General features: G+C 57.0%; 32 protein-coding genes. 20 read left to right on the forward strand and 12 right to left on the reverse strand.

Going from position 1 to position 19346, the window contains the following annotated elements; translation table 11 throughout:
- Window positions 1-67: 67 nt before the first annotated feature.
- Genes ACMU_RS18005 through ACMU_RS19145 form a run of 3 tightly spaced genes read right to left on the reverse strand, consistent with a single transcriptional unit; the run spans window position 68 to window position 1506 of the window.
- Entirely contained in the window at window positions 68-1099 is a 1032-nt protein-coding gene (locus tag ACMU_RS18005) for a site-specific integrase (RefSeq protein ID WP_035262728.1), read from the reverse strand.
- Window positions 1096-1287: a hypothetical protein gene (locus ACMU_RS18010; protein WP_035262730.1), complete on the reverse strand. Its 192-nt coding sequence runs from the start codon at window positions 1285-1287 to the stop codon at window positions 1096-1098. The genes ACMU_RS18005 and ACMU_RS18010 overlap by 4 nt, the downstream gene beginning before the upstream one ends.
- Window positions 1288-1311: 24 nt before the next feature.
- On the reverse strand, window positions 1312-1506 hold the full coding sequence (locus ACMU_RS19145) for an Arc family DNA-binding protein (RefSeq protein ID WP_081805596.1): 195 nt from the start codon (window positions 1504-1506) through the stop codon (window positions 1312-1314).
- Window positions 1507-1590: 84 nt separating this feature from the next.
- Between ACMU_RS19145 and ACMU_RS18015 the strand changes: the two genes are divergently transcribed.
- Window positions 1591-1905, forward strand: coding sequence for an Arc family DNA-binding protein (locus tag ACMU_RS18015; protein WP_035262732.1), 315 nt, complete (start codon window positions 1591-1593; stop codon window positions 1903-1905).
- 2 nt (window positions 1906-1907) lie between these two features.
- Here the strand turns inward: ACMU_RS18015 and ACMU_RS19820 are convergent, their stop codons facing one another.
- Window positions 1908-2300: a hypothetical protein gene (locus ACMU_RS19820; protein ID WP_236626299.1), complete on the reverse strand. Its 393-nt coding sequence runs from the start codon at window positions 2298-2300 to the stop codon at window positions 1908-1910.
- A gap of 407 nt (window positions 2301-2707) precedes the next feature.
- Between ACMU_RS19820 and ACMU_RS18025 the strand changes: the two genes are divergently transcribed.
- From ACMU_RS18025 to ACMU_RS18055, 7 genes are all read left to right on the forward strand, one after another.
- Window positions 2708-2920 carry a helix-turn-helix domain-containing protein gene (locus tag ACMU_RS18025; RefSeq protein WP_035262737.1) on the forward strand — a complete coding sequence of 71 codons (213 nt, stop codon included), beginning with the start codon at window positions 2708-2710 and terminating at the stop codon, window positions 2918-2920.
- Between the two features lie 2 nt (window positions 2921-2922).
- A complete protein-coding gene (locus ACMU_RS18030) occupies window positions 2923-3123 on the forward strand; it encodes a hypothetical protein (protein ID WP_035262740.1) in 201 nt (66 codons plus the stop codon).
- A gap of 618 nt (window positions 3124-3741) precedes the next feature.
- Complete coding sequence (locus ACMU_RS18035; RefSeq protein ID WP_035262742.1) at window positions 3742-4173, forward strand: c-type cytochrome; 432 nt, start codon at window positions 3742-3744, stop codon at window positions 4171-4173.
- A gap of 11 nt (window positions 4174-4184) precedes the next feature.
- Window positions 4185-4526, forward strand: coding sequence for a copper resistance CopC family protein (locus ACMU_RS18040; RefSeq protein WP_035262744.1), 342 nt, complete (start codon window positions 4185-4187; stop codon window positions 4524-4526).
- 2 nt (window positions 4527-4528) lie between these two features.
- Window positions 4529-5395 carry a copper resistance D family protein gene (locus ACMU_RS18045; RefSeq protein ID WP_035262811.1) on the forward strand — a complete coding sequence of 289 codons (867 nt, stop codon included), beginning with the start codon at window positions 4529-4531 and terminating at the stop codon, window positions 5393-5395.
- An 8-nt stretch (window positions 5396-5403) separates the two neighbouring features.
- On the forward strand, window positions 5404-6723 hold the full coding sequence (locus tag ACMU_RS18050) for a multicopper oxidase family protein (protein WP_035262746.1): 1320 nt from the start codon (window positions 5404-5406) through the stop codon (window positions 6721-6723).
- Window positions 6720-7151, forward strand: coding sequence for a c-type cytochrome (locus ACMU_RS18055; RefSeq protein ID WP_035262750.1), 432 nt, complete (start codon window positions 6720-6722; stop codon window positions 7149-7151). The genes ACMU_RS18050 and ACMU_RS18055 overlap by 4 nt, the downstream gene beginning before the upstream one ends.
- On the opposite strand, the gene ACMU_RS18060 is transcribed toward ACMU_RS18055, so the two are convergent.
- Window positions 7148-7738: a Crp/Fnr family transcriptional regulator gene (locus tag ACMU_RS18060; RefSeq protein ID WP_081805597.1), complete on the reverse strand. Its 591-nt coding sequence runs from the start codon at window positions 7736-7738 to the stop codon at window positions 7148-7150. The genes ACMU_RS18055 and ACMU_RS18060 overlap by 4 nt on opposite strands.
- A gap of 75 nt (window positions 7739-7813) precedes the next feature.
- On the opposite strand from ACMU_RS18060, the gene ACMU_RS18065 reads away from it, so the two are divergent.
- Window positions 7814-8341 (forward strand): hypothetical protein, encoded by a 528-nt coding sequence (locus ACMU_RS18065; protein WP_035262751.1) that lies wholly within the window; start codon window positions 7814-7816, stop codon window positions 8339-8341.
- Window positions 8342-8483: 142 nt separating this feature from the next.
- On the opposite strand, the gene ACMU_RS18070 is transcribed toward ACMU_RS18065, so the two are convergent.
- From ACMU_RS18070 to ACMU_RS18080, 3 genes are read right to left on the reverse strand one after another with little or no spacing between them, the layout of a single operon-like run.
- On the reverse strand, window positions 8484-9032 hold the full coding sequence (locus ACMU_RS18070; RefSeq protein WP_161635708.1) for a methyltransferase family protein: 549 nt from the start codon (window positions 9030-9032) through the stop codon (window positions 8484-8486).
- The gene (locus ACMU_RS18075; RefSeq protein ID WP_035262762.1) at window positions 9032-9667 is read right to left on the reverse strand and encodes a cation transporter; all 636 of its coding nucleotides are present in this window, start codon (window positions 9665-9667) and stop codon (window positions 9032-9034) included. Before ACMU_RS18075 ends, ACMU_RS18070 begins: the two co-directional genes overlap by 1 nt.
- Window positions 9667-10437, reverse strand: coding sequence for a transglutaminase-like domain-containing protein (locus ACMU_RS18080; RefSeq protein WP_035262765.1), 771 nt, complete (start codon window positions 10435-10437; stop codon window positions 9667-9669). Before ACMU_RS18080 ends, ACMU_RS18075 begins: the two co-directional genes overlap by 1 nt.
- A 70-nt stretch (window positions 10438-10507) precedes the next feature.
- On the opposite strand from ACMU_RS18080, the gene ACMU_RS18085 reads away from it, so the two are divergent.
- Window positions 10508-10924, forward strand: a complete 417-nt coding sequence (locus ACMU_RS18085; RefSeq protein ID WP_035262768.1) for a MerR family transcriptional regulator — start codon at window positions 10508-10510, stop codon at window positions 10922-10924.
- Here the strand turns inward: ACMU_RS18085 and ACMU_RS19825 are convergent, their stop codons facing one another.
- From ACMU_RS19825 to ACMU_RS18090, 3 genes are read right to left on the reverse strand one after another with little or no spacing between them, the layout of a single operon-like run.
- Window positions 10925-11149: a GDCCVxC domain-containing (seleno)protein gene (locus ACMU_RS19825; protein ID WP_074942176.1), complete on the reverse strand. Its 225-nt coding sequence runs from the start codon at window positions 11147-11149 to the stop codon at window positions 10925-10927. It abuts the gene before it with no gap.
- The gene (merF, locus tag ACMU_RS19155) at window positions 11125-11334 is read right to left on the reverse strand and encodes a mercury resistance system transport protein MerF (protein WP_081805598.1); all 210 of its coding nucleotides are present in this window, start codon (window positions 11332-11334) and stop codon (window positions 11125-11127) included. The genes ACMU_RS19825 and merF overlap by 25 nt, the downstream gene beginning before the upstream one ends.
- Window positions 11331-11711, reverse strand: coding sequence for a hypothetical protein (locus tag ACMU_RS18090; protein WP_152544681.1), 381 nt, complete (start codon window positions 11709-11711; stop codon window positions 11331-11333). Before ACMU_RS18090 ends, merF begins: the two co-directional genes overlap by 4 nt.
- 56 nt (window positions 11712-11767) lie before the next feature.
- Here ACMU_RS18090 and ACMU_RS19160 point away from each other — a divergent pair, with 56 nt between their 5' ends.
- The gene (locus ACMU_RS19160) at window positions 11768-12157 is read left to right on the forward strand and encodes a MerR family transcriptional regulator (protein WP_058289271.1); all 390 of its coding nucleotides are present in this window, start codon (window positions 11768-11770) and stop codon (window positions 12155-12157) included.
- 110 nt (window positions 12158-12267) lie between these two features.
- Here the strand turns inward: ACMU_RS19160 and ACMU_RS18100 are convergent, their stop codons facing one another.
- Window positions 12268-12555: a hypothetical protein gene (locus ACMU_RS18100; RefSeq protein ID WP_051588445.1), complete on the reverse strand. Its 288-nt coding sequence runs from the start codon at window positions 12553-12555 to the stop codon at window positions 12268-12270.
- 172 nt (window positions 12556-12727) lie between these two features.
- On the opposite strand from ACMU_RS18100, the gene ACMU_RS18105 reads away from it, so the two are divergent.
- From ACMU_RS18105 to ACMU_RS18140, 9 genes are all read left to right on the forward strand, one after another.
- Window positions 12728-13045: a hypothetical protein gene (locus ACMU_RS18105; RefSeq protein ID WP_236626300.1), complete on the forward strand. Its 318-nt coding sequence runs from the start codon at window positions 12728-12730 to the stop codon at window positions 13043-13045.
- Between the two features lie 64 nt (window positions 13046-13109).
- Complete coding sequence (locus tag ACMU_RS18110; RefSeq protein WP_035262777.1) at window positions 13110-13688, forward strand: lytic transglycosylase domain-containing protein; 579 nt, start codon at window positions 13110-13112, stop codon at window positions 13686-13688.
- Window positions 13688-13978 carry a TrbC/VirB2 family protein gene (locus tag ACMU_RS18115; RefSeq protein ID WP_025060020.1) on the forward strand — a complete coding sequence of 97 codons (291 nt, stop codon included), beginning with the start codon at window positions 13688-13690 and terminating at the stop codon, window positions 13976-13978. The genes ACMU_RS18110 and ACMU_RS18115 overlap by 1 nt, the downstream gene beginning before the upstream one ends.
- A gap of 7 nt (window positions 13979-13985) precedes the next feature.
- Window positions 13986-14264, forward strand: a complete 279-nt coding sequence (locus ACMU_RS18120) for a type IV secretion system protein VirB3 (protein WP_035262782.1) — start codon at window positions 13986-13988, stop codon at window positions 14262-14264.
- Window positions 14254-16614: a VirB4 family type IV secretion/conjugal transfer ATPase gene (locus ACMU_RS18125; RefSeq protein WP_035262785.1), complete on the forward strand. Its 2361-nt coding sequence runs from the start codon at window positions 14254-14256 to the stop codon at window positions 16612-16614. The genes ACMU_RS18120 and ACMU_RS18125 overlap by 11 nt, the downstream gene beginning before the upstream one ends.
- Window positions 16614-16772, forward strand: coding sequence for a hypothetical protein (locus ACMU_RS19545; RefSeq protein WP_161635709.1), 159 nt, complete (start codon window positions 16614-16616; stop codon window positions 16770-16772). The genes ACMU_RS18125 and ACMU_RS19545 overlap by 1 nt, the downstream gene beginning before the upstream one ends.
- Window positions 16773-16857: 85 nt before the next feature.
- The gene (locus ACMU_RS18130; protein ID WP_328286669.1) at window positions 16858-17913 is read left to right on the forward strand and encodes a lytic transglycosylase domain-containing protein; all 1056 of its coding nucleotides are present in this window, start codon (window positions 16858-16860) and stop codon (window positions 17911-17913) included.
- Entirely contained in the window at window positions 17910-18689 is a 780-nt protein-coding gene (locus tag ACMU_RS18135) for a type IV secretion system protein (RefSeq protein ID WP_035262788.1), read from the forward strand. The genes ACMU_RS18130 and ACMU_RS18135 overlap by 4 nt, the downstream gene beginning before the upstream one ends.
- Window positions 18690-18692: 3 nt before the next feature.
- A complete protein-coding gene (locus tag ACMU_RS18140) occupies window positions 18693-19343 on the forward strand; it encodes a virB8 family protein (protein WP_035262790.1) in 651 nt (216 codons plus the stop codon).
- Window positions 19344-19346: the final 3 nt, after the last annotated feature.

Consider the following 19346-nt stretch of genomic DNA (forward strand, 5'->3'; position numbering starts at 1 on the left):
TAAAATCAATGACTTGCGTCATTCCCTCTCTCCTTCACTGCCATTTTTGAAACAACCGTTGAAATTTTCACGTTTCGGTCTTTCTTCGTTCCATTTGATTTCTTGCCTCTTGAGCGCGCTTCGCGAGCTCCCTCTGCCGGATCGGCCCACCGTACTTTTTCAGCATCTCAACGCCTGAGTGACCGGTGACAGCCTTGACCATCTCGTCATCGCATCCAGCCAGATAAAGCTCGATCGTCGCGTTTTTCCTGAGCCCGTGCGTTTTGTAGTAGCTCGCCTTCTCGTGCTTCATCTTCTTTTTTATGGAACGCATTTCCTCAGCAACGATCCGATAACTCACTGGTCGCCCCTTGGCGTTAGTCACAATAGTGCCGTCTGTTCGTGCGATGCCGTCCAGATGGGCCTTCAGGCGGTCGGTGAGCGGGATCCAAAGCGGCTTGTCGGTTTTGCCCTGAGTGAAATCGAATCCTTCGTCGGAAAAATGCGCCCACTTCATTTTCACGACATCGCCGATACGCTGGCCTGTGCCGACGCAAAGCTCGTAGACCAGCCGTGCACGCTCAGAAGCTAGTGCTTCGAACTCGGCGCGAACATCATCTGGCCAAGGCTCCCAGCCGTCGCTCTGCTGCTTGAATAGCGGAATGCCTTTCGCCGGGTTGCCGTGTGCCTTTTTGATGAAGCCAATCAATCGAGCGTGGTTCATCAACACGACCATGACCTGCACCAAGTAATTCGCCTGTCGCCAATGATCCGCATTGGCGCGGTGCAATTCGTAAATGTGATGGGTCTCGATCCGAGCCGGGTCTTTCTCGGCCCAGATCTCACGAATGTGGCTGATGTACCGCCGATAGTCGGATCTCGTTCGGGGCTTGAGTTTCTTGTAGGCGTCGCTCTCATAGTAGCTGAGGATCAACGCTTCGAAGTTTCGCTTCACCGGCGCGGGTGCTGGCTTTCCTTTTAGCAGGCGATTGTAGTGATCCCAAAACTCCGGCGTGCCCGCTTCCTCGTGCATCATGACGGAGATGCCACGCGACCGCCGGATGAACCGAAGGTACCCCCTGTCATTGTAGACGTATTTTGGCAGGCTCTTGCGGGTCATTCGCCCATTCTCAAGTCACCATTGAGGAAGTCGTCGGCTGCCTCGGCCGCCACCATGTTCGCGTCGACGATCACACTGCCATCAGGCTTGATTTCGAATTTGGCACGTTGCCAGCCCGCCTCTCGCGCTTCTCTGATGAAGGCCGAAGCCGCTTGCTTTGCTTTCGTCTGTGCACTTGCTTTGGTCATCGTGTCGGTACCTCTCTCGCCTTGTTAACAACGCGCATTATCACCCTGATCCATAATGATATTTCCAATTGCTCCAGGTGTGGAGCGCCTGTCCTTTGCCGCGCGAATGGCGCGGATCACTTCAGAGTTTTGGGAGTTTCCATTGCGATCGGACTCCGCCTTGATCCACTCCTTGAGCTCTTGCGGAAGTCGAAGCTGCATTGGTTTACGACTGTTCATGAAACGCCTCCAGGTTGAAATCACATCCTTTTAGTGGCACTTAGCCACTATTGCGTCAATTGCTTTTTATGGCACAGTGCCACCATGCCAGAACAAAGCTCTCAGAATCAGGATAAATTTATCGTGCGGCTGCCCGACGGTCTTCGCGATCGGATACGCCTCGCGGCTGAGGCCAACCATCGCAGCATGAATGCTGAGGTCGTTGCCCTCCTCGAAGAAAACTATCCGGCCCCCGTGCCGGAAAAATTGGATGACCCCGCCGCGCGGTTGCTCTTCTGGCTTGCCAAACGCATCCGTCGGAGAAATCCGAAGCCCGGCTCACCTAGGGACAAGCAAGCCGCCCTGTATGAGCGCATTGCGGGCGACATTGCGGAACGCATGAAAGACATCGGCGAATAGCCCTAATACGCCACCCACTCATATCCGTGGTTGCCCTCGTGATCTTCCCATTCAACACCAACCCCACGCCGCCAACTTGATGGTGTGCAGCGTCGCGTCGGCAGAACCCATTGCGGGGCGGCAGCTGGGGTCGTGCGTTGCCAACCAAATTCGCCTTGTGTGCCGTAGGTCCCGAGGCGCATGTTATAGCGCTCAGAACAATCATCGTCGCGACCGCGTTCGCGATGGCTGTAGTGCCGCACATCCCAAACGCGGATCGAGCGTACGAAGTCGAATTCCAAGCCACTGATGTCGATATCGGCACCGCCTTCGACCACCTGTGCCAGAATGACTTGGCCGAGCGCCTGGCCAGTTTGGTTGCTGGCCTCCCAAGTTGTCGGGGCCGTGCTTTGCATAGGCGCGCGCTCCGCAACACCCATCGGACAACGCCAGATTTGCAGGGGTGGCTCAATCGGCCAAGGCGTGATCCGACGGATGAACACGGCACGGGCATGAGCGCATTCTGCTGACGCGGGCCACCCACCAGCCAGGCAAAGCAGAATGGCGCAATCGACTTGATAGGCTTTCGCTGCCTGAGGAGCCACACTGGAAAGCAGAGACATTGCGACCCCAAAGAACCAATTCCTGATAAATCTGCACCACATATCAATAACTGCCTTTTGATTACATTACTGTATTATTGAAGATGTAGCTCCAACGTCGCCCTTCACACCATATACGAGAACATCATTTGTGATGCTCGCGCGCGTTTTGTGGAATATATTCCGTAGAGCAGTTCTTGTGATCTGGCCGAATACAGGCCATGAAATTGCGGGAACGAGTAGGGCTAAATGTACGGAATCTAAGAAATTCCAGAGGATTGAGCCAAGAACAATTAGCCTTAGCTGCGGAAGTCGATCGCAGCTATATCAGCGAGATCGAACTCGCCAAGAATTCAGCATCAATCGATGTTCTGGAGCGGATCGCGGATGCTCTCGGCGTCGATCCAAAGGAATTGTTTAACGAGAGGGGCTAGTTTTGCCCGAATTTGAGAGTGCTCGCACAACGGCCGAAGCCATCGGCCGCATTACATGTATCAATACAGGCGAAGAAATCGGCTTGCTGTATCATTGGGACAATGGTGAAACACAGGCGGCGCTTTACGATGATGGTCATCCTGAAACATCAAACTGCTCAGATCATCCCACTGAAACGGACATTGGCGCAAACCGCAGCTAACGGCCGGAAAAAGCTCATTTTATCAAATGCGGCGTGTTGCCTGGAGGTCTGCAATCGGGTGAGTGGCTTTTTTCTTAGGGCGGTTGGAGTTCATACCATCTGACAGAGGGCTCGCGTTGTAATGGATCGGAAACTGAGATAGCTTCGCTGTGTGAAGTGTCTTCGAAACATAACCTCAATACTGCTTGTTGTTCTTCTGGTCTTTATGACGGGGCTAAGCAGCGCTGCGCATGCTTTATCCATGGGTTGCGTTGGTGGGCATTGTGACGAGCACAAGGTCATGCCTGTGGTCGAAAACCACACTGGCCACGCTTTGGGGGAATTGACGAGCAGCACACTGCTTGGATCAGATGGGATAGAGCATGACGAATGCAATCCATTCCTGTGCAATTCTCTCACGCTAATACTGCTAACGTCCGACGCAGTTTTTGACCAATCCGAGGCCGTATTGGGTTGGCAGGTTGGCCACCTCTCAACTCTGGAAGAGCCGGACAACCCGGACAGACCACCCAACCTTTGAATCAGGATTTCACCGCTGCTTGCGTGAGTGATCAGCGTTTTAGAAAGGTCGCAGGAATACTGCGGCCCGCCCCTGTTTCACAAGGTTAGGACCAATCCATGAACAAAAAATACATCGTGATCGGCGCGTGCGCCGTGGCAGCCGTCGCTGCATACCTCGTTCTTCGACCCGGCCCCGCAGAGGAAGTCGCGCAAGCGGCACCTGTTGAAGGTAACGCGATTGTTGCGATCCAGATGCCGCAAATCGACGGCAATGCAGCGATAGGCCAACGCATATTCGAGAATACCTGTACCGCCTGTCACGGCACCAACGCTGTTGGTGTTGAGGGCGCGGGACCACCATTGATCCATGTTATCTATGAGCCCAGCCATCACGCCGACGAGTCCTTTCAGCGCGCGGTTGCGGTGGGTGTCAGAAGCCATCACTGGCGGTTTGGTGACATGCCGCCGGTTGAAGGCTTGACCCGTGGCGACGTTGCTATGGTCATCTCCTACATCCGCGAAATCCAGCGCGCCAACGGAATTAACTAAAGGATACCCCAATGAAAAAACTTGCCACATTTGCTTTGATGACCGTTCTGGCGACCAGTGCGTTTGCGCATTCACCCGTAGATCACACAACGCCTGAGAATGGCGCGACAATCACGGAAGTCCCGCCCGAGATCAGCTTCAACTTTGCCAATGATATCCGTCTTACACGGGTGGATATGCTTCATCAGGATCATCCGTCTGTACGGCTTGATCTCAGGGATCAAACGAGCTTTGGCCGTGTGTTCACGCTGCCCCTCGAAGGCATGGGGAAAGGCACCTACCGCATCGAATGGCGGGGATTAGGTTCAGACGGGCACGCCATGCAGGGCGAATTCTCGTTCACGGTGGAATGACCATGCCGGATATCTGGGGAATAGCCGCGATATTCGCCAAACTGACGCTGTATTTTGGCGTCGTTGGGTCGACCGGGCTTGTGATCATTCTAGCGACCTTTCCAAATCTGGTGCTACCACTATGCCGCCGGATCAAGGCGAAGGCTGTGGTGTTGGCGGGACTTTCCATATTCGCAGCGATGTTCGGCTTCATGCTGCGCGGAGCCGCCCTGACGGGTGGAGCCGATGGCATGACGGATCCCGAAATGCTCGGGCTGTTGTGGCAAACACCGGTTGGCGACGTTTTGGTTTATCGGATTGCGGGTATGGCAATCCTAATCGCGGGAATGTTCATTCCCCGTTTTGGGAGGTGGGTTTCACTTGCTGGCGGGACCATTGCCTTATGGTCCTTTGCAAAAATCGGGCACGTACCTGACTTGCAGCAAACTGGCGTTCGTCTGCTCCTTCTATTGCACCTTCTTGGTATCGCGTTCTGGATCGGTATCCTTGGCCCCTTACGGAACCTGTCACGACTGCCAGAACACTTGGACGACGCGGCCCTGCTGGGGCATCGCTTTGGGCAAGCGGCGGCAGTGATTGTCCCGGTGCTGATCCTGGCAGGCCTGTTGATGGCCTGGCTGTTGCTGGGCGATCTGAGAGCACTCTTGTCGACCGGGTATGGGCAAACCCTTCTGATCAAGCTGGTGCTTGTCGGCGCGATCCTGATTCTGGCAGCCGCAAACAAACTTCGTTTTGTTCCCGCCATGCAGGCCGGAGACAGCAAAGCCGCGCAGCATCTGGCGCGCTCCATCAAAATTGAAACAGCGGTCATCCTGGTCGTGCTTGCGGCCACCGCAACACTCACCAGCGTTCTGACCCTTCCAAACTGAGGCCTTCCATGAACAGACGAGAATTTTTGATCACGACAAGCGTGGCGGCATTGGTTCCGCGTATCACACTTGCTTCAACCCCAACGGAACTGGTTGCGCAGCCGGTCAGTGCTCAACTCCTGCCCGATGGGGAACCGACAACGCCAATGCTTGGCTTCAACGGCAGCACGCCCGGTCCGGTGCTGCGGGTCCGTCAGGGCGAAATCTTTGATATCCGGTTCCTGAACCAGATTGGAGAGGGATCGGCGGTGCATTGGCACGGGCTGCGCATCGACAATGCAATGGATGGCGTTCCGGGCCTAACGCAAGACGTCGTCGAAGTGGATGCCGAGTTCGCCTATCGTTTCCGTGCGTCGGATGCAGGCACCTTCTGGTACCATTCGCACAACCGATCTTGGGAACAGGTTGCAAAGGGGCTCTATGGCCCGTTGATCGTGGAAGAGTTGACGCCACCGGACGTGGATCACGATTTGATCGTGTTGATAGATGATTGGCGCATGACCGAAGCGGGCACGCTGGCCGATGGTTTCGAAAATATGCACGATCAGGCGCATCAGGGGCGGCTCGGCAACTATGCCCGTGCTCTTGTCGAACCGAGCACGCCCGTCCGTCGTGGTGATCGTGTGCGCCTTCGTCTGATCAATGTCGCGACCGACAGGATTTTCCCGGTTGAGATTGAAGGTGCCGACGGCAAAATCGTTGCAAATGACGGAATGCCCCTTGTCAGTCCACAGGAGTTATCCAGTCTCATTCTTGCCCCGGCCCAACGCGCGGATATCATCGCGGATATCACTTCCCCGGACCAAATCGCTTTCATGTTTCCCACGCAGGACGGCCCCTACTTGCTGGGTGAAATCCCCGTTGAGGACGCGAACACGGAACGGCAACCATCGGAGATTTCTGCGTTGCTACCAAACGAGGTTACGCAGCCCGACTTAGACAATGCGGCTTCCCTGACGCTTACCATGGAAGGTGGGGCCATGAGCCGTCGCATGATGCAAGGTATGATGGGTGGCGATATCTGGGCGTTCAACGGGCAGTCCGGTCTAACGGATACCCCGTTTCATCTGTTCGAACGTGGGCAGACAGCGCGTATTCGTCTGGTGAACGACACCCGTTTCCCGCATGGCATCCATCTGCACGGGCATCATTTCTTTGAGGTCGGGGCTGACGACGGTCTGGGCGCTTTCCGGGACACAACACTTGTGGACGCGGGTGAGACCCGCGACATCGTCTGCGTGTTCGACAATCCCGGAAAATGGCTGTTGCATTGTCACATGCTTGGGCATCAGGCGGCGGGTATGAAGACATGGGTGGAAGTCGCATGAAACGCGTTTTGATCATTGCCGCATGCTGTATCGCGACCGGTGCAATCGCCGATCACGAATTGAATGACCGAGATTTGACCAATGGTCAAACCCTCTACAGCGAACAATGCGCGTCCTGCCATGGGGCCAGTCTTGAAGGGCAACCCGACTGGCGCACGCCTGATGAAAACGGCGTTTTGCCAGCTCCACCCCATGATGAGACCGGGCACACATGGCACCACGACAACCAGCTTCTGTTCGAATACACTCGGCTTGGTGGAGAGGAAGCATTGGCTGCGCGCGGTGTCACCGGCTTTGCCAGCGGCATGCCAGGGTTTGGCGATGCGTTTGCCGATGACGATATCTGGGACATTCTGGCATATATCAGATCAACATGGCCGGACCGCGTTCGGGAAATCCAAGCCGGTCGCAACCCACCGCACAACTAAGGAAGGCGGTCTTCGCTACGTGGCGTGGGGGCATAGCGCCCGCGCCCGGTTTTTGTCAGCAATCCCTGATCAGACAGATCTCTGAGGGCCCGATAGCAGGCTTCTTTGGTCAACCCGATCTGGTTGGCGAATTGTGTGACCGAACCGGTCAGCTTGCCCAATTCTACCGCCAGCAATACGCGGTCGTTCGCTGATTTCAAAGCGTGCAGCGTCAATAGCTGGCGGTAATCCTGCACCTGCACCGCCAATCGCTTGGTGATCCCTTCCGAAAAAGCCGTGTCTTCACGTAGTTGCTTCTGGATGGCTTGCTTCGAAATCCGAACAACTTCGGATGGAGCAGTACAAATCGCGTCGCAGTGGTAGTGATCCGAATAAATGGATGCTTCGGCAAACATGTCGCCAGTCTGAGCGTTGTAGATCGTTACGGAGTTTCCAGATTCCGTCACGCGAGTTAGGCAGATGCCACCTGACGCCAAAAAGAATATGCCCTTTGTGGTGTCGCCCTGCCGGAACACGTGGTCTCCAATGGAATAACGCATTTGAGACAGAGATTTTTCATCCAATGCGCCGAACGGGGTGGGTAACATGTGATTTCAATCATATTCGGATCTGCGTCTGGGGTGTAGCAAGCCACCAACCCCAAATGCAAGAACGGACATACCATGATCAGAACGACACTTTGCGCCATCGTGGCGCTCATAGCCCTTCCAGCCGCCGCCCAACATGCCCATCAGGGCTCGGACGGCCCTTTGGAAACAGGGCAGTCCGCCTTCGCCGCAATTTCGGAAATCGTACAAATCCTGTCAGACGACCCCGGTACCGACTGGACCAAGGTCAATATTCAGGCGCTGCGCGATCACCTCGTGGATATGGAGTTGGTCACGACCCAAGCGACCGTGAACACTCAGACCGAAGGCAGGATAGTCGAGTTTCGCGTCACCGGCGAGGGGATTGTGGCCGATGCCGTCGCACGCATGGCGACGGCACATTCACCGATGTTGGAAACGGCAACCGGATGGACAGTGACTGCTCAACCCTCCACGGGGGGAGTGACCATGCACATCGAGGTTCAAACCGAACAGGAGCTTGCCCGCGTCCTTGGTCTCGGGTTCTTCGGCGTTATGACCATCGGTGCGCACCATCAGGCGCACCACATACAGATGGCCTCAGGTGAAGATCCGCATCACTGATGCGATCCAACCAAGACGCAGTGATTGGAGCTTGCACAGCCAACGGGTATTTTGCCCGAGACTGTCACCATAAGATTGAGCAACTTTGGACGGCAGGTTGGCGTAAAATAGCGAAGGTCGGTTTTGTCGCTCATTCAACTGTTCAGAAAAACCGTCTGACCCGTTTAGCATAATCCTCAAACGCAGTGCCGTACTGATCCTTTAGCCAACGCTCTTCAGCAAATGGGGTGACCACCAATATCGCAATTACCGGAGCGCCAACCACGAACACCCAGGGCGCAGCTGACAAGATCATCCACCCGCCGACGATAGCAATATCGGCCACATATTGCGGATTTCGAGAATACCGATACATGCCTTCGGTGCGCAGCGTGCCCTTGGCACCACCCGTCTGGGGCACTCCGAAGTGTGAGACCTCCAGCCAAACAATGATATTGCCGATCACTATTAGTGGAAGTCCGACCCCGAAGCGCAGCCAACTCGGAATGGCGACGTTGCCCCAGCCCAGTATCCCCAAGACAATGAGGATGCCGAACAGCGTGAAAGTCGGCACCCAGACGAACACTGGCGTAAGGGCGGTATACTGTTTCGGCGGCCATATGCGGCGCTTGGGAAAAACAATCGACCATAGGATTGCTGTGAGCGTCGCTGCTGCAACCCCGAAGCCGAGATAGATGATAGCTGTCTGCATCATGTTTCTACATGCCCGTGCTCGATCATCTGGCGGCGCTCCGCGAGAGCCTGACGCACGATCTGATAGGCCGAGGACAGAAACAGTCCCGCCATGACGGTTGCGACGATCAAGTCCGGCCAGCCACTTGCCGTGCCCCAGACGCCTAACGCAGCAAACATGACCGCGACATTTCCAATAGCGTCGTTGCGCGAGCACAGCCAAACTGACCGAACGTTGGCGTCTCCGTCTTTGTATCTGACAAGCAAGAGAACACTCGCCAGATTGGTGAGCAGGGCAAGAAAGCCCACTGCACCCATGATCTCGGCGGTTGGGACACCAACGTAGAAGACGCGGTAGACGGTAGAGCCGAAGACCCACAACCCCATCAACAGAAGGCTGATCCCCTTGAACAAGGCGGCGTTCGTGCGCGCTCTGATTGAAGCCCCGATGACCGCCAGCGAAATACCGTAGGTCAGGGCGTCGCCTGCGAAGTCGAGGGCATCCGCTTGCAGGGCTTGCGAGTTGGCCAGATGGCCCGCAGCCATCTCGACCACGAACATCGTTGCGTTCAGGGCAATGACGATCCAAAGCCGCCGTTTATAGTCGTCCGAGACGCCTTCGAATTTGGCATCGTGTCCACAGCATCCAGGCATTAGGTTGCCTCCTGCGTTTCAGGGATTGATTGATCTGGAACAAGGGCTGCTTCGCCGCCGGGAATATCCGGCACGTGGCCTTTGCGCATCCTCCTGACGCGGTGGTTCATCCAATGGCGAATGATGACACGATAGAGAAGCCCCTTCACGCCGGTCAGCTGACGGTGGGTTGCATAAAAGGCATCGGGGTCATCGAAGGTGCCGAAGTCGTGATTGATTCCGGTCTTTTGTATGTAGGTGCTGACCCCGCGCCATTCGACGTTTGGGTTCTGAAGGCAATCCGTGCCCGCACCATAGGCGCAGAGCGATTTACGCTCTGGAAAGGTATTTTGCAGGGCCGCCAGGACGGGTGCATCCAGGATGAAACCCTCCAAGTTCAGCCACGCCCCGCCGTGATAGATTTCGACCCATGAATGGATGATGTTGGCAGGCGCAAGCGGATAAACCAGCTCTGGCACGACCCCGCGCTGTAACCGCTTGTCGATGGTAAAGCCATGAAAGCGGCACGGCATTCCAAGGGCGCGCAGAAGCGCCATCAGCAAGGTGCCCTTCGTGTTGCACTGCCCATAGCCATCGGACAGCACCCTGGACGCCGGCAGCGCATCATCGGAGTTGTAACCGAACAGGATTTCGTTGCGGACAAAGTCATAGGCGGCACCGATACGGTCGGCGTTTGAAAGGTTCATCCAGCCACGATCAGCAACAAGGCGCTGAATAGGGCCAGCCTCGAAATCCAGAAGGGATGTTGGGGACAGGAATTGATCGGTCATCGTAGCCTCTTGAGTCTGTGTCCCACCCTATTTACAATCTCTAGTGACTAGAGGTTCAAGAGGTTTCTTCATGTTTTCTATCGGCGAGCTTTCAAGACGCACCAAGGTCAAGGTTCCAACCATCCGCTACTATGAGGAGATGGGCCTGTTGGTGGAGGCCGAGCGCACAAGCGGCAACCAAAGACGCTATGACAAAGCGGGATTGGAACGGCTCAGTTTCATCCGCCATGCACGCGATCTGGGCTTTTCGATTGAGGCAATCTTGTCCCTGATCGAGTTACAGGAACACCCGGATCGGTCATGCCAAGCCGCTACGAAAATTGCGGTGGCACAACTCGCGGATGTTCGCGCGAAGGTCAAAAAGCTGAAGGCGCTCGAAAGGGAGTTGGTTCGCATGGCCAAGGGATGCGACGGACATGGTGTGTCCGAGGACTGCTACGTTCTGGCTTCACTTGCTGACCATGAGCATTGCGAAAACGAGCACTGATCAACCGCAGCACGAGCCTCCCTCTTGGATTGGAGGACATTTGACCGTGCCGTAGGAGCAGTACACGCAGCAGTCCCCTTCGAGCGGTTTTAGAACAGTGTGGCAGGACTTACATTCATAGAACCACTGACATGCATCCGTCGGCATCGTCTCTTCGGTAGCGTGTCCGCATTCGGGGCAGGTAATCGTAGATTGAAAGTTCACTTCGCTCGTTTGCGTCGCCATAGCGCGTATCCTGTAAGTAGTAGAAATCCAGCAAGGATTGGCAGCAGCACGTCGTCTCTATAGACGTAACCGAGTGCTCCGCTGATCCCAAGAAGCGAAAACAGCCATGGTAGAAAAGGCGTCAGGCAGCAGACCGCGGCCAATCCCGAACCGCCCAGGCTCAGTGGAAGCAACCAGCCCCTCATCGATACTGCCTAAACAAGGCAAACATCGTCCTCGCCGCGTCTTCTTCCCAGAGAGGTGAACTGGCAGCGAGAGCGAAAGCCAGCGTCGTGAAGCCAAGCATAACGACAGTTGAGCGCCTGCGTTTTGCGCATGCCCAACGCCGCCAAAGGCGGAACCATCCCCAAGCAAGTACAAGTCCCACGACAACCAATATCTCGGTGCGATACTCGACAAATGGCCCAAGCAAAACCAGCCACGTGCCACCCAGCCCAATGATTGAAAGGCCAATCGGCAATACGCAGCAGGATGCGCTTAGCAAAGCCAACAGACCAGCGCCGCCGATCAGCAGTCGGTTTGGCCCATTGGTTTCATCTTGAAGAGTTTCAGTATTCGACATCATGGCTGATCTTATGCATCCTGTAGTCACTACAGAAGCAAGCGGAGTTCGATCACATGATTGCGATTGGTGAGGCATCCCGCCTTAGTGGCGTTTCAATAGAGACGATCCGCTACTATGAGCGTGAGGGGATAATATCAAAGGCAGTCCGCACTGCTTCTGGGCGACGAGCTTATTCGGACACTGAGATTTCAGAGCTTCGCTTCATCAAACGATGCCGTGATCTTGGGTTCTCCATCCAAGACGCAGTTGCGCTTCGCAATCTCGCCGATGCACCGTCCGATGCATGTGAGACGGTCGAGCGACTTGGAAGCAAGCATCTCTCGGACGTTCAGGCGAAACTGGCGGAGCTTCGGAAACTTGAGAAGGCTCTGGTCGAGCTGGTCGCGAACTGCGCAAAGGGACAAAGCGACTGTCCGATGTTGGATGCTTTAAAAGCCCGCTAGTTGGAAAGTCGACGTTGGTTCAGTCGCAGCGCAATTTCACTTCGTCAGCGCGTTGGCGACCTTCGCCGCCGCTTTGTTGAAAGGCATCTTTCTCTACGTGAGGACAGGTGTCATTTCCTCACGTCGTCCAGAAGCTCCAAAACGCGCGCGTAGTCTTCGCTGGCGACGCGCGCTTGCTCGAAGATCTCACGACGCTCCAGGTCCTGGCAACGGAAGTACCGCTCAACTTCGGTAAAATACGTCTCCGCATCACGCCTCAACAGTTCCGCATAGGCCCATACGTCATCGGCATTGGTCGGCATCCAGGGCGGAGCAGGCGGCAGACAACTGCCCGCGATCGCCGCAGAACTCCAGCTCAGAACGATCATAATCGCCCATGTTTGTTTCAAAAGCGCCATATTATCTTGGCTCAGCCACTCCGTTGCAGTAAATTCGTTTCAACGCATGAAAGGTGTAATAACTCAAAACGCACCTATTGATTGCATTATTATAATATTGTATCGGTTCGGTAGTCCATGAGGGACTGCCGGGCCAATGCAGAATTCTGCAAGGCTCGATCCTATGAATTTGATGCAAGACGCCCCCAATGTTGTCAGTGAAGACGGGCTGCGCACGCTGCTTGCCGAGGGTCATTCGGCGGATGTTGTGTGTCGGGTTACGCCCAAACGTACAGGTGCTCAGTGGTCCGGAATTTGGACCGTGCATTGCGTCTCGCCAGATGGTGAGACGCGTCGCCTGCTCGTTACCGCGCGCAACAATATGGCCGCCCGAGAATTCAAGACTATCAATGGCTTATCCAGCTTCCTTGCAGGACTTGGAGTTTCGGTCGTCTCGATCCCGATGCTCGAAGGCAAGATCGCTTCTCACAATTTGGACGACGCGGGCTAAGCCACTTGCTGTCCTTGCGGCATTCCTTGCAGCACCCGCCCATTCTGAAGGCTTCGTGCTTTCCATGCGGGCCGATGGCCAGCTCGAGACCAAAGCACCGCAATCAGGTTTCGCGCAGAGCTACGTCGACGGGATTAGAGCAAACCCACCAGAGCTGATCGTGTTCGCAGCGCCTCAGCCTGAAGATCCGCCTCCTGCACCCACCCGCGCGGTTCCCCGCCCCGAGATCCTCACAGCCCTTGAAAGCACCGCGCATCGCTATGGCGGACACCCCGCACTACGCCGCGCTGGCCTGTCCGTGACGGAGTGGCAGGTGCTCTTCCAAGCCAATATTGAGATTGAAAGCGCCTATCGCCCAAATGCGCGCAGCTCCGCAGGTGCTATCGGCCTCGGACAGCTGATGCCAGCTACGGCCGCGCAGCTTGGTGTGGATCCGCATGACTGGCAGGCCAATCTGGATGGCTCCGCCCGTTACCTTCTGATGATGCTTGCACAATTCGGCACGCCCGAACTCGCGCTTGCCGCCTACAACGCGGGGCCTGACGCGGTCGCGCGCTATGGCGGCATCCCTCCCTACCGAGAAACCCAAAATCACGTGCGCCGCGTCATGGCCGTGCGTGATCGACTTACTGGAGCCTCCTGATGCACATTCAATTCCGCACGATCCTGTCACTGGCTCTGGCCAGTTTGATGATTGCCAACCCGGCCTTTGCGCAGAGCATTGACCTTTCGCCGGTGCAGAACCTTTTGCAGGGCATCGTCGATACGATCACCGGTCCTCTGGGTATAGTCATCGGCACCTTGGCCCTGATCGGTGTGTTCCTTTCCTGGCTCTTTGGCATTCTGGATTTCCGCCAAGCCCTCTGGGTGCTGGTTGCCATTGCGGGGATCGCTGCTGCACCAACCATCGTGACCGCGATCTGGGGCGCGTAAATTCGGCATGGCAACGCAAACCCGCCTCTTCCTCGGCCTGATCCGGCCGCCAAAGCTCATCGGCTTGCCGATCATGTATGCCATGGTTTGGCTCTTCGGGTTTGTGTTGCTGTTTCTCTGGGTTCAGAGCTGGCTGGTGATCATCATCGCCGCTCTGGCCTATCCTGCGCTGTGGAAAGCCGCTGACTGGGACCCGGCCTTTCTTGAAGTGATGGTCACTGCGCTGCAGGAAACGCCGCCGACGCCAAACCGCAAGATCCATTTGGGGGACAGCTATGCTCCGTGACCCGTCGGATGATCTTGCCATGCTGCCGGACTGGGCGCGCAAAGAGCGCCCGATGGCCAGCATGCTGCCCTATGTTAGCCTCGTGAATGACGTGACGATCCGCACGCGCGGCAATGCACTATTCCAGTGCATCCGCCTTGATGGCGTCAACAGCATGACCAGCGATGACGTGCATTTGGAAAAGATCCGAGCGCTCTTTGCGGCGATCATCGCGCAGATAGGGCCAGAGTACAGTTTCTACGTCCACAAGGTTTCAAGAGCGATTGAGACCGTCTTGCCACCGGTGCCCGAGGAGGGGTTTGCCCAATTGCTGGACAACCGCTGGCAATCGGCCATGGCGCAGGCGGGTCTGCGGGACAAGACGCTCACACTCACGGTGCTGAAGCGCCCGCCCCTCGGCGCTCGGCTGCGCCTAAAGCGCTCGGACTCAATCGCACAGCTGAAAGACCAGACGGCCAAACAGTTGCGCAAGCTCGAGGAAGTCGTCGGGTTTCTGCAATCGTCTTTTGCCGAGATGAAACCCCGCCTTCTTGGAGCCAAAAGCGGCGAACTGCTGGGTTTCCTCGGCGCGCTCAACATCGGCCAGGAACGACCGCTCTTCGCAAAATCGCGATTTGGCGTCATTGCCGAGGATGTGGCCAACACCCGCGTCACGTTTCAGGGGCGAGGCTTTTTGCTCGACGATGGGACGGCAGGAAAGCGATTTGGCACCAGTTTTGCGATCAAGACTTACCCGGCCAAAACCAACTGCACCATGTTCGATGAGCTGAACCTGCCCGTCGACATGGTGGTCACGCATTCCTTCACGCCGATCAACAGCAACATCATGGCCAGCCGGATCAAGCGCCAACAGCGTCTGATGAAGGCCAGCGATGACGGCGCGATTTCTCTCGCCGAAGAGCTGGTAGACGCGCTCGATGATCTGGAATCCAAGCGCCTCAGCTTTGGCGATCATCACATGACCGTCACGGTTTTCGCCAAGAGCGAGGAAAAGCTGGAAGCAATCGCCGCCGAAGTGCGCAACATCGCTGCCAGTGAAGGCGTCAATCTGTTGAATGAGAGCTTTGCGGCTCGGACCCACTATTTCGCGCAGCATCCGGGCAACGGACAGATGCGCAGCCGCAAGGCCGCCATCACCAACACGAACTTTGCCGACCTCGCAGCGCTACATCGCGGTCAACTGGGCAAACCTGGCCATCAGGTGCCTTGGGGCAAGCCGATCACCCTGTTCCCGACGCCTGAACGCTCCGGCTTCCTGTTCAACTACCATGAGACAGGTCAGCCAGACAAAGAACCGACAGGCGGGCACACCTTGATCCTCGGCCGTCCTGGCTCCGGCAAGTCGGTCTTGTCGGCCTTTCTGATGACCCAAGCCCGGCGCTGCGACGCGCGCGTGTTTGTCTTTGACTATCGCGCAGGCATGGAAATGGCGGTGCGGGCCAATGGCGGGAGCTACAGCGTCATCAAGGCGGGCGAGGCAACCGGTCTGAACCCACTGCGCACCGAAATCGATGGGCGCGGGCAAGCCTGGTTGTCAGATTGGCTCGCCACGCTTTTACATCGCACGGACAAACCCTTGAGCCCGGTTCAGATCAACCGCATTCAAGAGGTGGTGCGCCAGAACGCTGGTGCCAGCGACGCCGCGCTTCGCAACTGGCAGGATTTGGCCTCGCTCTTTGTGGCGGGAGCTGACGAAGGGGATCTGTTCGAGCGGATCCAGGAATGGACCGCTGATGGTCGCTATGGCTGGATCTTTGGGCAAAGCGCAGAGGATACCTTCTCGCTCGATGGTGATGTGGTCGGTTTCGACCTGACCGGCATTCTCGACAGCGAAAGCGAAAAGGAACGCATGGCGGTCCTGTCCTACCTGTTTCGGCGGGTGGAGCGCGTGATCGAGGATCGCAAGCCAACGCTGATCATCATCGATGAAGCCTGGAAAGCGCTCGATAACCCATATTTTGCGGACCGGCTTAGCAACTGGCTTGTGACCGCACGAAAACAGAACGCCGTCGTTGTGATGATGACCCAATACGCAAGCCAGCTTGAGAAGACCCGCACCGGCACGACAATTGTTGAGGCCGTCCCAACGCAGCTCTTGCTTCCCAACATCCGCGCTTCGGCCAGCGATTACACCATGCTGGGCCTTACCGAAAAAGAGCTCAGCGTGTTGCTCGGCACCGGCAGTAACTCCCGTCTGGCGTTGGTGCGTGACGATCAAGGCTCGGTTGTGATCGATGCCGATTTGAGCGCGCTCGGCCCCTATCTCACGATCCTTGGCGGCATGGAAAAAGGTGAGGCGCTGGTTGGCGCAGATTACCGTCAGAACCCTGAATTTTGGAGACAGATTTGATGCGTAGGCTGTTCGCCCTTACCCTCACCCTTTTGACCCTGACAGCCTGCGCGGAATACCGGCCGTCGGAAGCTGACTGCTTCAACTCCTTTGCCGAGGTCAGCCGCAGCAACTGTAATTTCGAGCTGCTCGGACCGATCGGTGGTCTCGGTGAGTAAGCACCGCCTACATATCTTTGCAGGCTTGGTGTCGCTCGCCGCGCCAGTGGCCTTTGCCCAGGGCGTGCCCACATTTGATGCGGGCATGTTCCTACAGCGCGAACACGTATTGCAGCAGGGCACAGAGGATCTTGCACTGCAGCGGGATCGGCTAACGACAGAAGAAGAACTTGAGGAGCTCGAGCAAGAGCAACTCCAGGCACTGGAAGACATCCTCGATGCCACAACGCTTTCCAGCGGAAATTCAGGCGCGCTGGTCGCGAGCTTGGAAGCTGGTTCATCGCCTGAAAGCGCTGCAGACACGCTCTATGGTTCGGTCGACCCGAACCCCGGCGCGGGCCAGATGTTCGGCGATGCCTCGGGATCGATTGAAGAGCTGATCATTCGCGCTGCTCAAGAAACGCACCACATGTCTGGCGTGCGCGCAGCGGGTCTAACGCCCAAGCAGTGGCGCTGTCTGTTGCAGGCGCTGATCTGGCAAGAAAGCCGCTTCACCATCGGCGCGCGTTCCCCTGTCGGCGCATTCGGCCTGACCCAGATCATGCCCGGTACGGCACAGGATCTCGGGATTTACCCAGCCTATTATGACGACCCCTACATCCAGGTCACTGGCGGCGCGCGCTATCTGGCGCAGATGCTGGACATGTTTGATGGCAACATCATTCACGGGCTAGCTGCCTACAATGCCGGTCCCGGCAATGTGCAGCGCTACGGCGGTGTGCCACCCTTTGCCGAAACCCAGCACTACGTTCAAGTGATCCCCGAGCGCTACAATCTCTATCTTGCACGCGTCGGCGGCGTCGATGCGCTTGGCACGATTGATCCGGTTCTGCTCGCCAACTCCACGATGAGCCTGACCTCTTTCGGCGCAGGGGTCTACGGCGATTACTCCTTGGTGTCGGTGCAAGCAGCCGCGCGGCGCGTGCAGGACATCATCACTCGCATTGGCGAGACCGACGACATTCACGCGGCCATGTCGCTCAACACCTATGCGCGGGCCGAACTCGCTCGCCTGATCGCGATCCGCACGCGCCTCAAGGCCGCCCATACCCGCCCGCTTAGTGCGGCAGAACTGGCCATGGCGGCCGCTCAGGCGCGCGAACAAGACTTCATGCAATTCGATCAGGAGGTTCTCCGATGATCCGCTTTCTTTCCACCGTTGCCACTTGCGCGTTGCTGGTTGCCTCGCCCCTGTCTGCCCAAGGCGTTCCGACAGTCGACACTCGCAACATCGCCCAGGAAATTCGCCAGCTGCAGCAGATGCTTGAAGATTTCGGGATCCAGACCGACCAGCTCGACACGCTTCTGGAACAGCTTGATCTCGTGCAGCAGCAACTCGACACCCTCAACGAAACCTACGCCGCGCTGACCGGCGCGACAGACATCATCGAGATGGCCATGGGTGGAGACCTGGACGGCCTCCTCGATCAGGAATTCGGAGATCTACTCGGCACCATCCGGCAAATCCAAAGCGGCGATTTCGGCGGCCTCATCGGCAATGCGGCCCCTCAGATGGAAGGCCGCATGACGCAAGCCCTCGAGGATGCAGGCTTTGACCAAGACAGCCTGTCCGACATGGCCAACAGCGGCAATCCGGGCGCGGAACGCATTGCCAGCCAAGCAGGCACCGGGGCGGTGATGTCGGCGGCCGCTGAGAACAGCTATGAAGAGGCTGCGCAGTCCCTCGAACGGGTCGAACAGCTGGTCTCGCTGATCCCGGACATGGAAACGCTCAAAGAAGCCGTGGACCACAACACCCGCGTTACGGCCGAGCTGGCCATCGCCATGACACGCATGTGGGAACTAGAAGCCATTCAAACCGTCGGCGCGGGCCAATCCGGCGTGGTGGATGCCGCCACGCTGGCTGAAGAACGCCGCTACATGGACTTCACCCTGCCAGACTTGCGCGCGGACTGATCCATGAACAGCGAGGCAGAAATCATCGAAGAAGAGCTCGTGTACGGCGCACGACGACGCGAGCTCATGTGGCAGAAATTGGGGCTGACAGGCATTGCGTTTGGCATGGCAGGTTGCCTCGCCACTGCCCTCGTTGCCCTGTTCGAGGTGGACCCGCCGCCCATGATTGTGCCCTTTGATAGCGAAACCGGCATGGCCCTCCCCAATGCCATGGTTGAAGCGGTCTCACTCACGGAACGCCCCGCTATCATCGAGGCACAGGTCTACCGCTATGTGATTGATCGAGAGACTTACAATCAGCTCGACAATGACGTGCGTGTGCGGCGGGTCCTGGACCAGTCGGACGGCGCGGCCGCTGCAGGACTGCGCGCGCTTTGGACCAGCGGCCACGAAGCCTATCCGCCGGACAGCTACGGTACAGATGCCCGGCTTGATGTCGAGGTTCTGTCGATCACCCATATCAGCGCCAATCGCGCCCAGGTGCGCCTGCGCAAGCGATTGAACTCGCCGCGCGGTAGTCAAAACGGGCTCTTCACCGCAACGCTGATGTTTGAGTTTCGGCCAGAGAATAGCCGGTCGATCGATGATGTCTGGCAGAACCCTTTTGGCTTCACCGTCACAGAATACGCGATCCGCTCGGATCGTCTGGAGTAACCA

The organism is Actibacterium mucosum KCTC 23349, assembly GCF_000647975.1.
Lineage (GTDB): Bacteria > Pseudomonadota > Alphaproteobacteria > Rhodobacterales > Rhodobacteraceae > Actibacterium > Actibacterium mucosum.

Coding starts and splice junctions, on each gene's coding strand:
- ACMU_RS18005 (WP_035262728.1), bottom strand. CDS start 1,099: ATGACCCGCAAGAGCCTGCCAAAATACGTCTACAATGACAGGGGGTAC.
- ACMU_RS18010 (WP_035262730.1), bottom strand. CDS start 1,287: ATGACCAAAGCAAGTGCACAGACGAAAGCAAAGCAAGCGGCTTCGGCC.
- ACMU_RS19145 (WP_081805596.1), bottom strand. CDS start 1,506: ATGAACAGTCGTAAACCAATGCAGCTTCGACTTCCGCAAGAGCTCAAG.
- ACMU_RS18015 (WP_035262732.1), top strand. CDS start 1,591: ATGCCAGAACAAAGCTCTCAGAATCAGGATAAATTTATCGTGCGGCTG.
- ACMU_RS19820 (WP_236626299.1), bottom strand. CDS start 2,300: ATGCAAAGCACGGCCCCGACAACTTGGGAGGCCAGCAACCAAACTGGC.
- ACMU_RS18025 (WP_035262737.1), top strand. CDS start 2,708: ATGAAATTGCGGGAACGAGTAGGGCTAAATGTACGGAATCTAAGAAAT.
- ACMU_RS18035 (WP_035262742.1), top strand. CDS start 3,742: ATGAACAAAAAATACATCGTGATCGGCGCGTGCGCCGTGGCAGCCGTC.
- ACMU_RS18040 (WP_035262744.1), top strand. CDS start 4,185: ATGAAAAAACTTGCCACATTTGCTTTGATGACCGTTCTGGCGACCAGT.
- ACMU_RS18045 (WP_035262811.1), top strand. CDS start 4,529: ATGCCGGATATCTGGGGAATAGCCGCGATATTCGCCAAACTGACGCTG.
- ACMU_RS18050 (WP_035262746.1), top strand. CDS start 5,404: ATGAACAGACGAGAATTTTTGATCACGACAAGCGTGGCGGCATTGGTT.
- ACMU_RS18055 (WP_035262750.1), top strand. CDS start 6,720: ATGAAACGCGTTTTGATCATTGCCGCATGCTGTATCGCGACCGGTGCA.
- ACMU_RS18060 (WP_081805597.1), bottom strand. CDS start 7,738: ATGTTACCCACCCCGTTCGGCGCATTGGATGAAAAATCTCTGTCTCAA.
- ACMU_RS18065 (WP_035262751.1), top strand. CDS start 7,814: ATGATCAGAACGACACTTTGCGCCATCGTGGCGCTCATAGCCCTTCCA.
- ACMU_RS18070 (WP_161635708.1), bottom strand. CDS start 9,032: ATGCAGACAGCTATCATCTATCTCGGCTTCGGGGTTGCAGCAGCGACG.
- ACMU_RS18075 (WP_035262762.1), bottom strand. CDS start 9,667: ATGCCTGGATGCTGTGGACACGATGCCAAATTCGAAGGCGTCTCGGAC.
- ACMU_RS18080 (WP_035262765.1), bottom strand. CDS start 10,437: ATGACCGATCAATTCCTGTCCCCAACATCCCTTCTGGATTTCGAGGCT.
- ACMU_RS18085 (WP_035262768.1), top strand. CDS start 10,508: ATGTTTTCTATCGGCGAGCTTTCAAGACGCACCAAGGTCAAGGTTCCA.
- ACMU_RS19825 (WP_074942176.1), bottom strand. CDS start 11,149: ATGGCGACGCAAACGAGCGAAGTGAACTTTCAATCTACGATTACCTGC.
- merF (WP_081805598.1), bottom strand. CDS start 11,334: ATGAGGGGCTGGTTGCTTCCACTGAGCCTGGGCGGTTCGGGATTGGCC.
- ACMU_RS18090 (WP_152544681.1), bottom strand. CDS start 11,711: ATGTCGAATACTGAAACTCTTCAAGATGAAACCAATGGGCCAAACCGA.
- ACMU_RS19160 (WP_058289271.1), top strand. CDS start 11,768: ATGATTGCGATTGGTGAGGCATCCCGCCTTAGTGGCGTTTCAATAGAG.
- ACMU_RS18100 (WP_051588445.1), bottom strand. CDS start 12,555: ATGGCGCTTTTGAAACAAACATGGGCGATTATGATCGTTCTGAGCTGG.
- ACMU_RS18105 (WP_236626300.1), top strand. CDS start 12,728: ATGCAAGACGCCCCCAATGTTGTCAGTGAAGACGGGCTGCGCACGCTG.
- ACMU_RS18110 (WP_035262777.1), top strand. CDS start 13,110: ATGCGGGCCGATGGCCAGCTCGAGACCAAAGCACCGCAATCAGGTTTC.
- ACMU_RS18115 (WP_025060020.1), top strand. CDS start 13,688: ATGCACATTCAATTCCGCACGATCCTGTCACTGGCTCTGGCCAGTTTG.
- ACMU_RS18120 (WP_035262782.1), top strand. CDS start 13,986: ATGGCAACGCAAACCCGCCTCTTCCTCGGCCTGATCCGGCCGCCAAAG.
- ACMU_RS18125 (WP_035262785.1), top strand. CDS start 14,254: ATGCTCCGTGACCCGTCGGATGATCTTGCCATGCTGCCGGACTGGGCG.
- ACMU_RS19545 (WP_161635709.1), top strand. CDS start 16,614: ATGCGTAGGCTGTTCGCCCTTACCCTCACCCTTTTGACCCTGACAGCC.
- ACMU_RS18130 (WP_328286669.1), top strand. CDS start 16,858: ATGTTCCTACAGCGCGAACACGTATTGCAGCAGGGCACAGAGGATCTT.
- ACMU_RS18135 (WP_035262788.1), top strand. CDS start 17,910: ATGATCCGCTTTCTTTCCACCGTTGCCACTTGCGCGTTGCTGGTTGCC.
- ACMU_RS18140 (WP_035262790.1), top strand. CDS start 18,693: ATGAACAGCGAGGCAGAAATCATCGAAGAAGAGCTCGTGTACGGCGCA.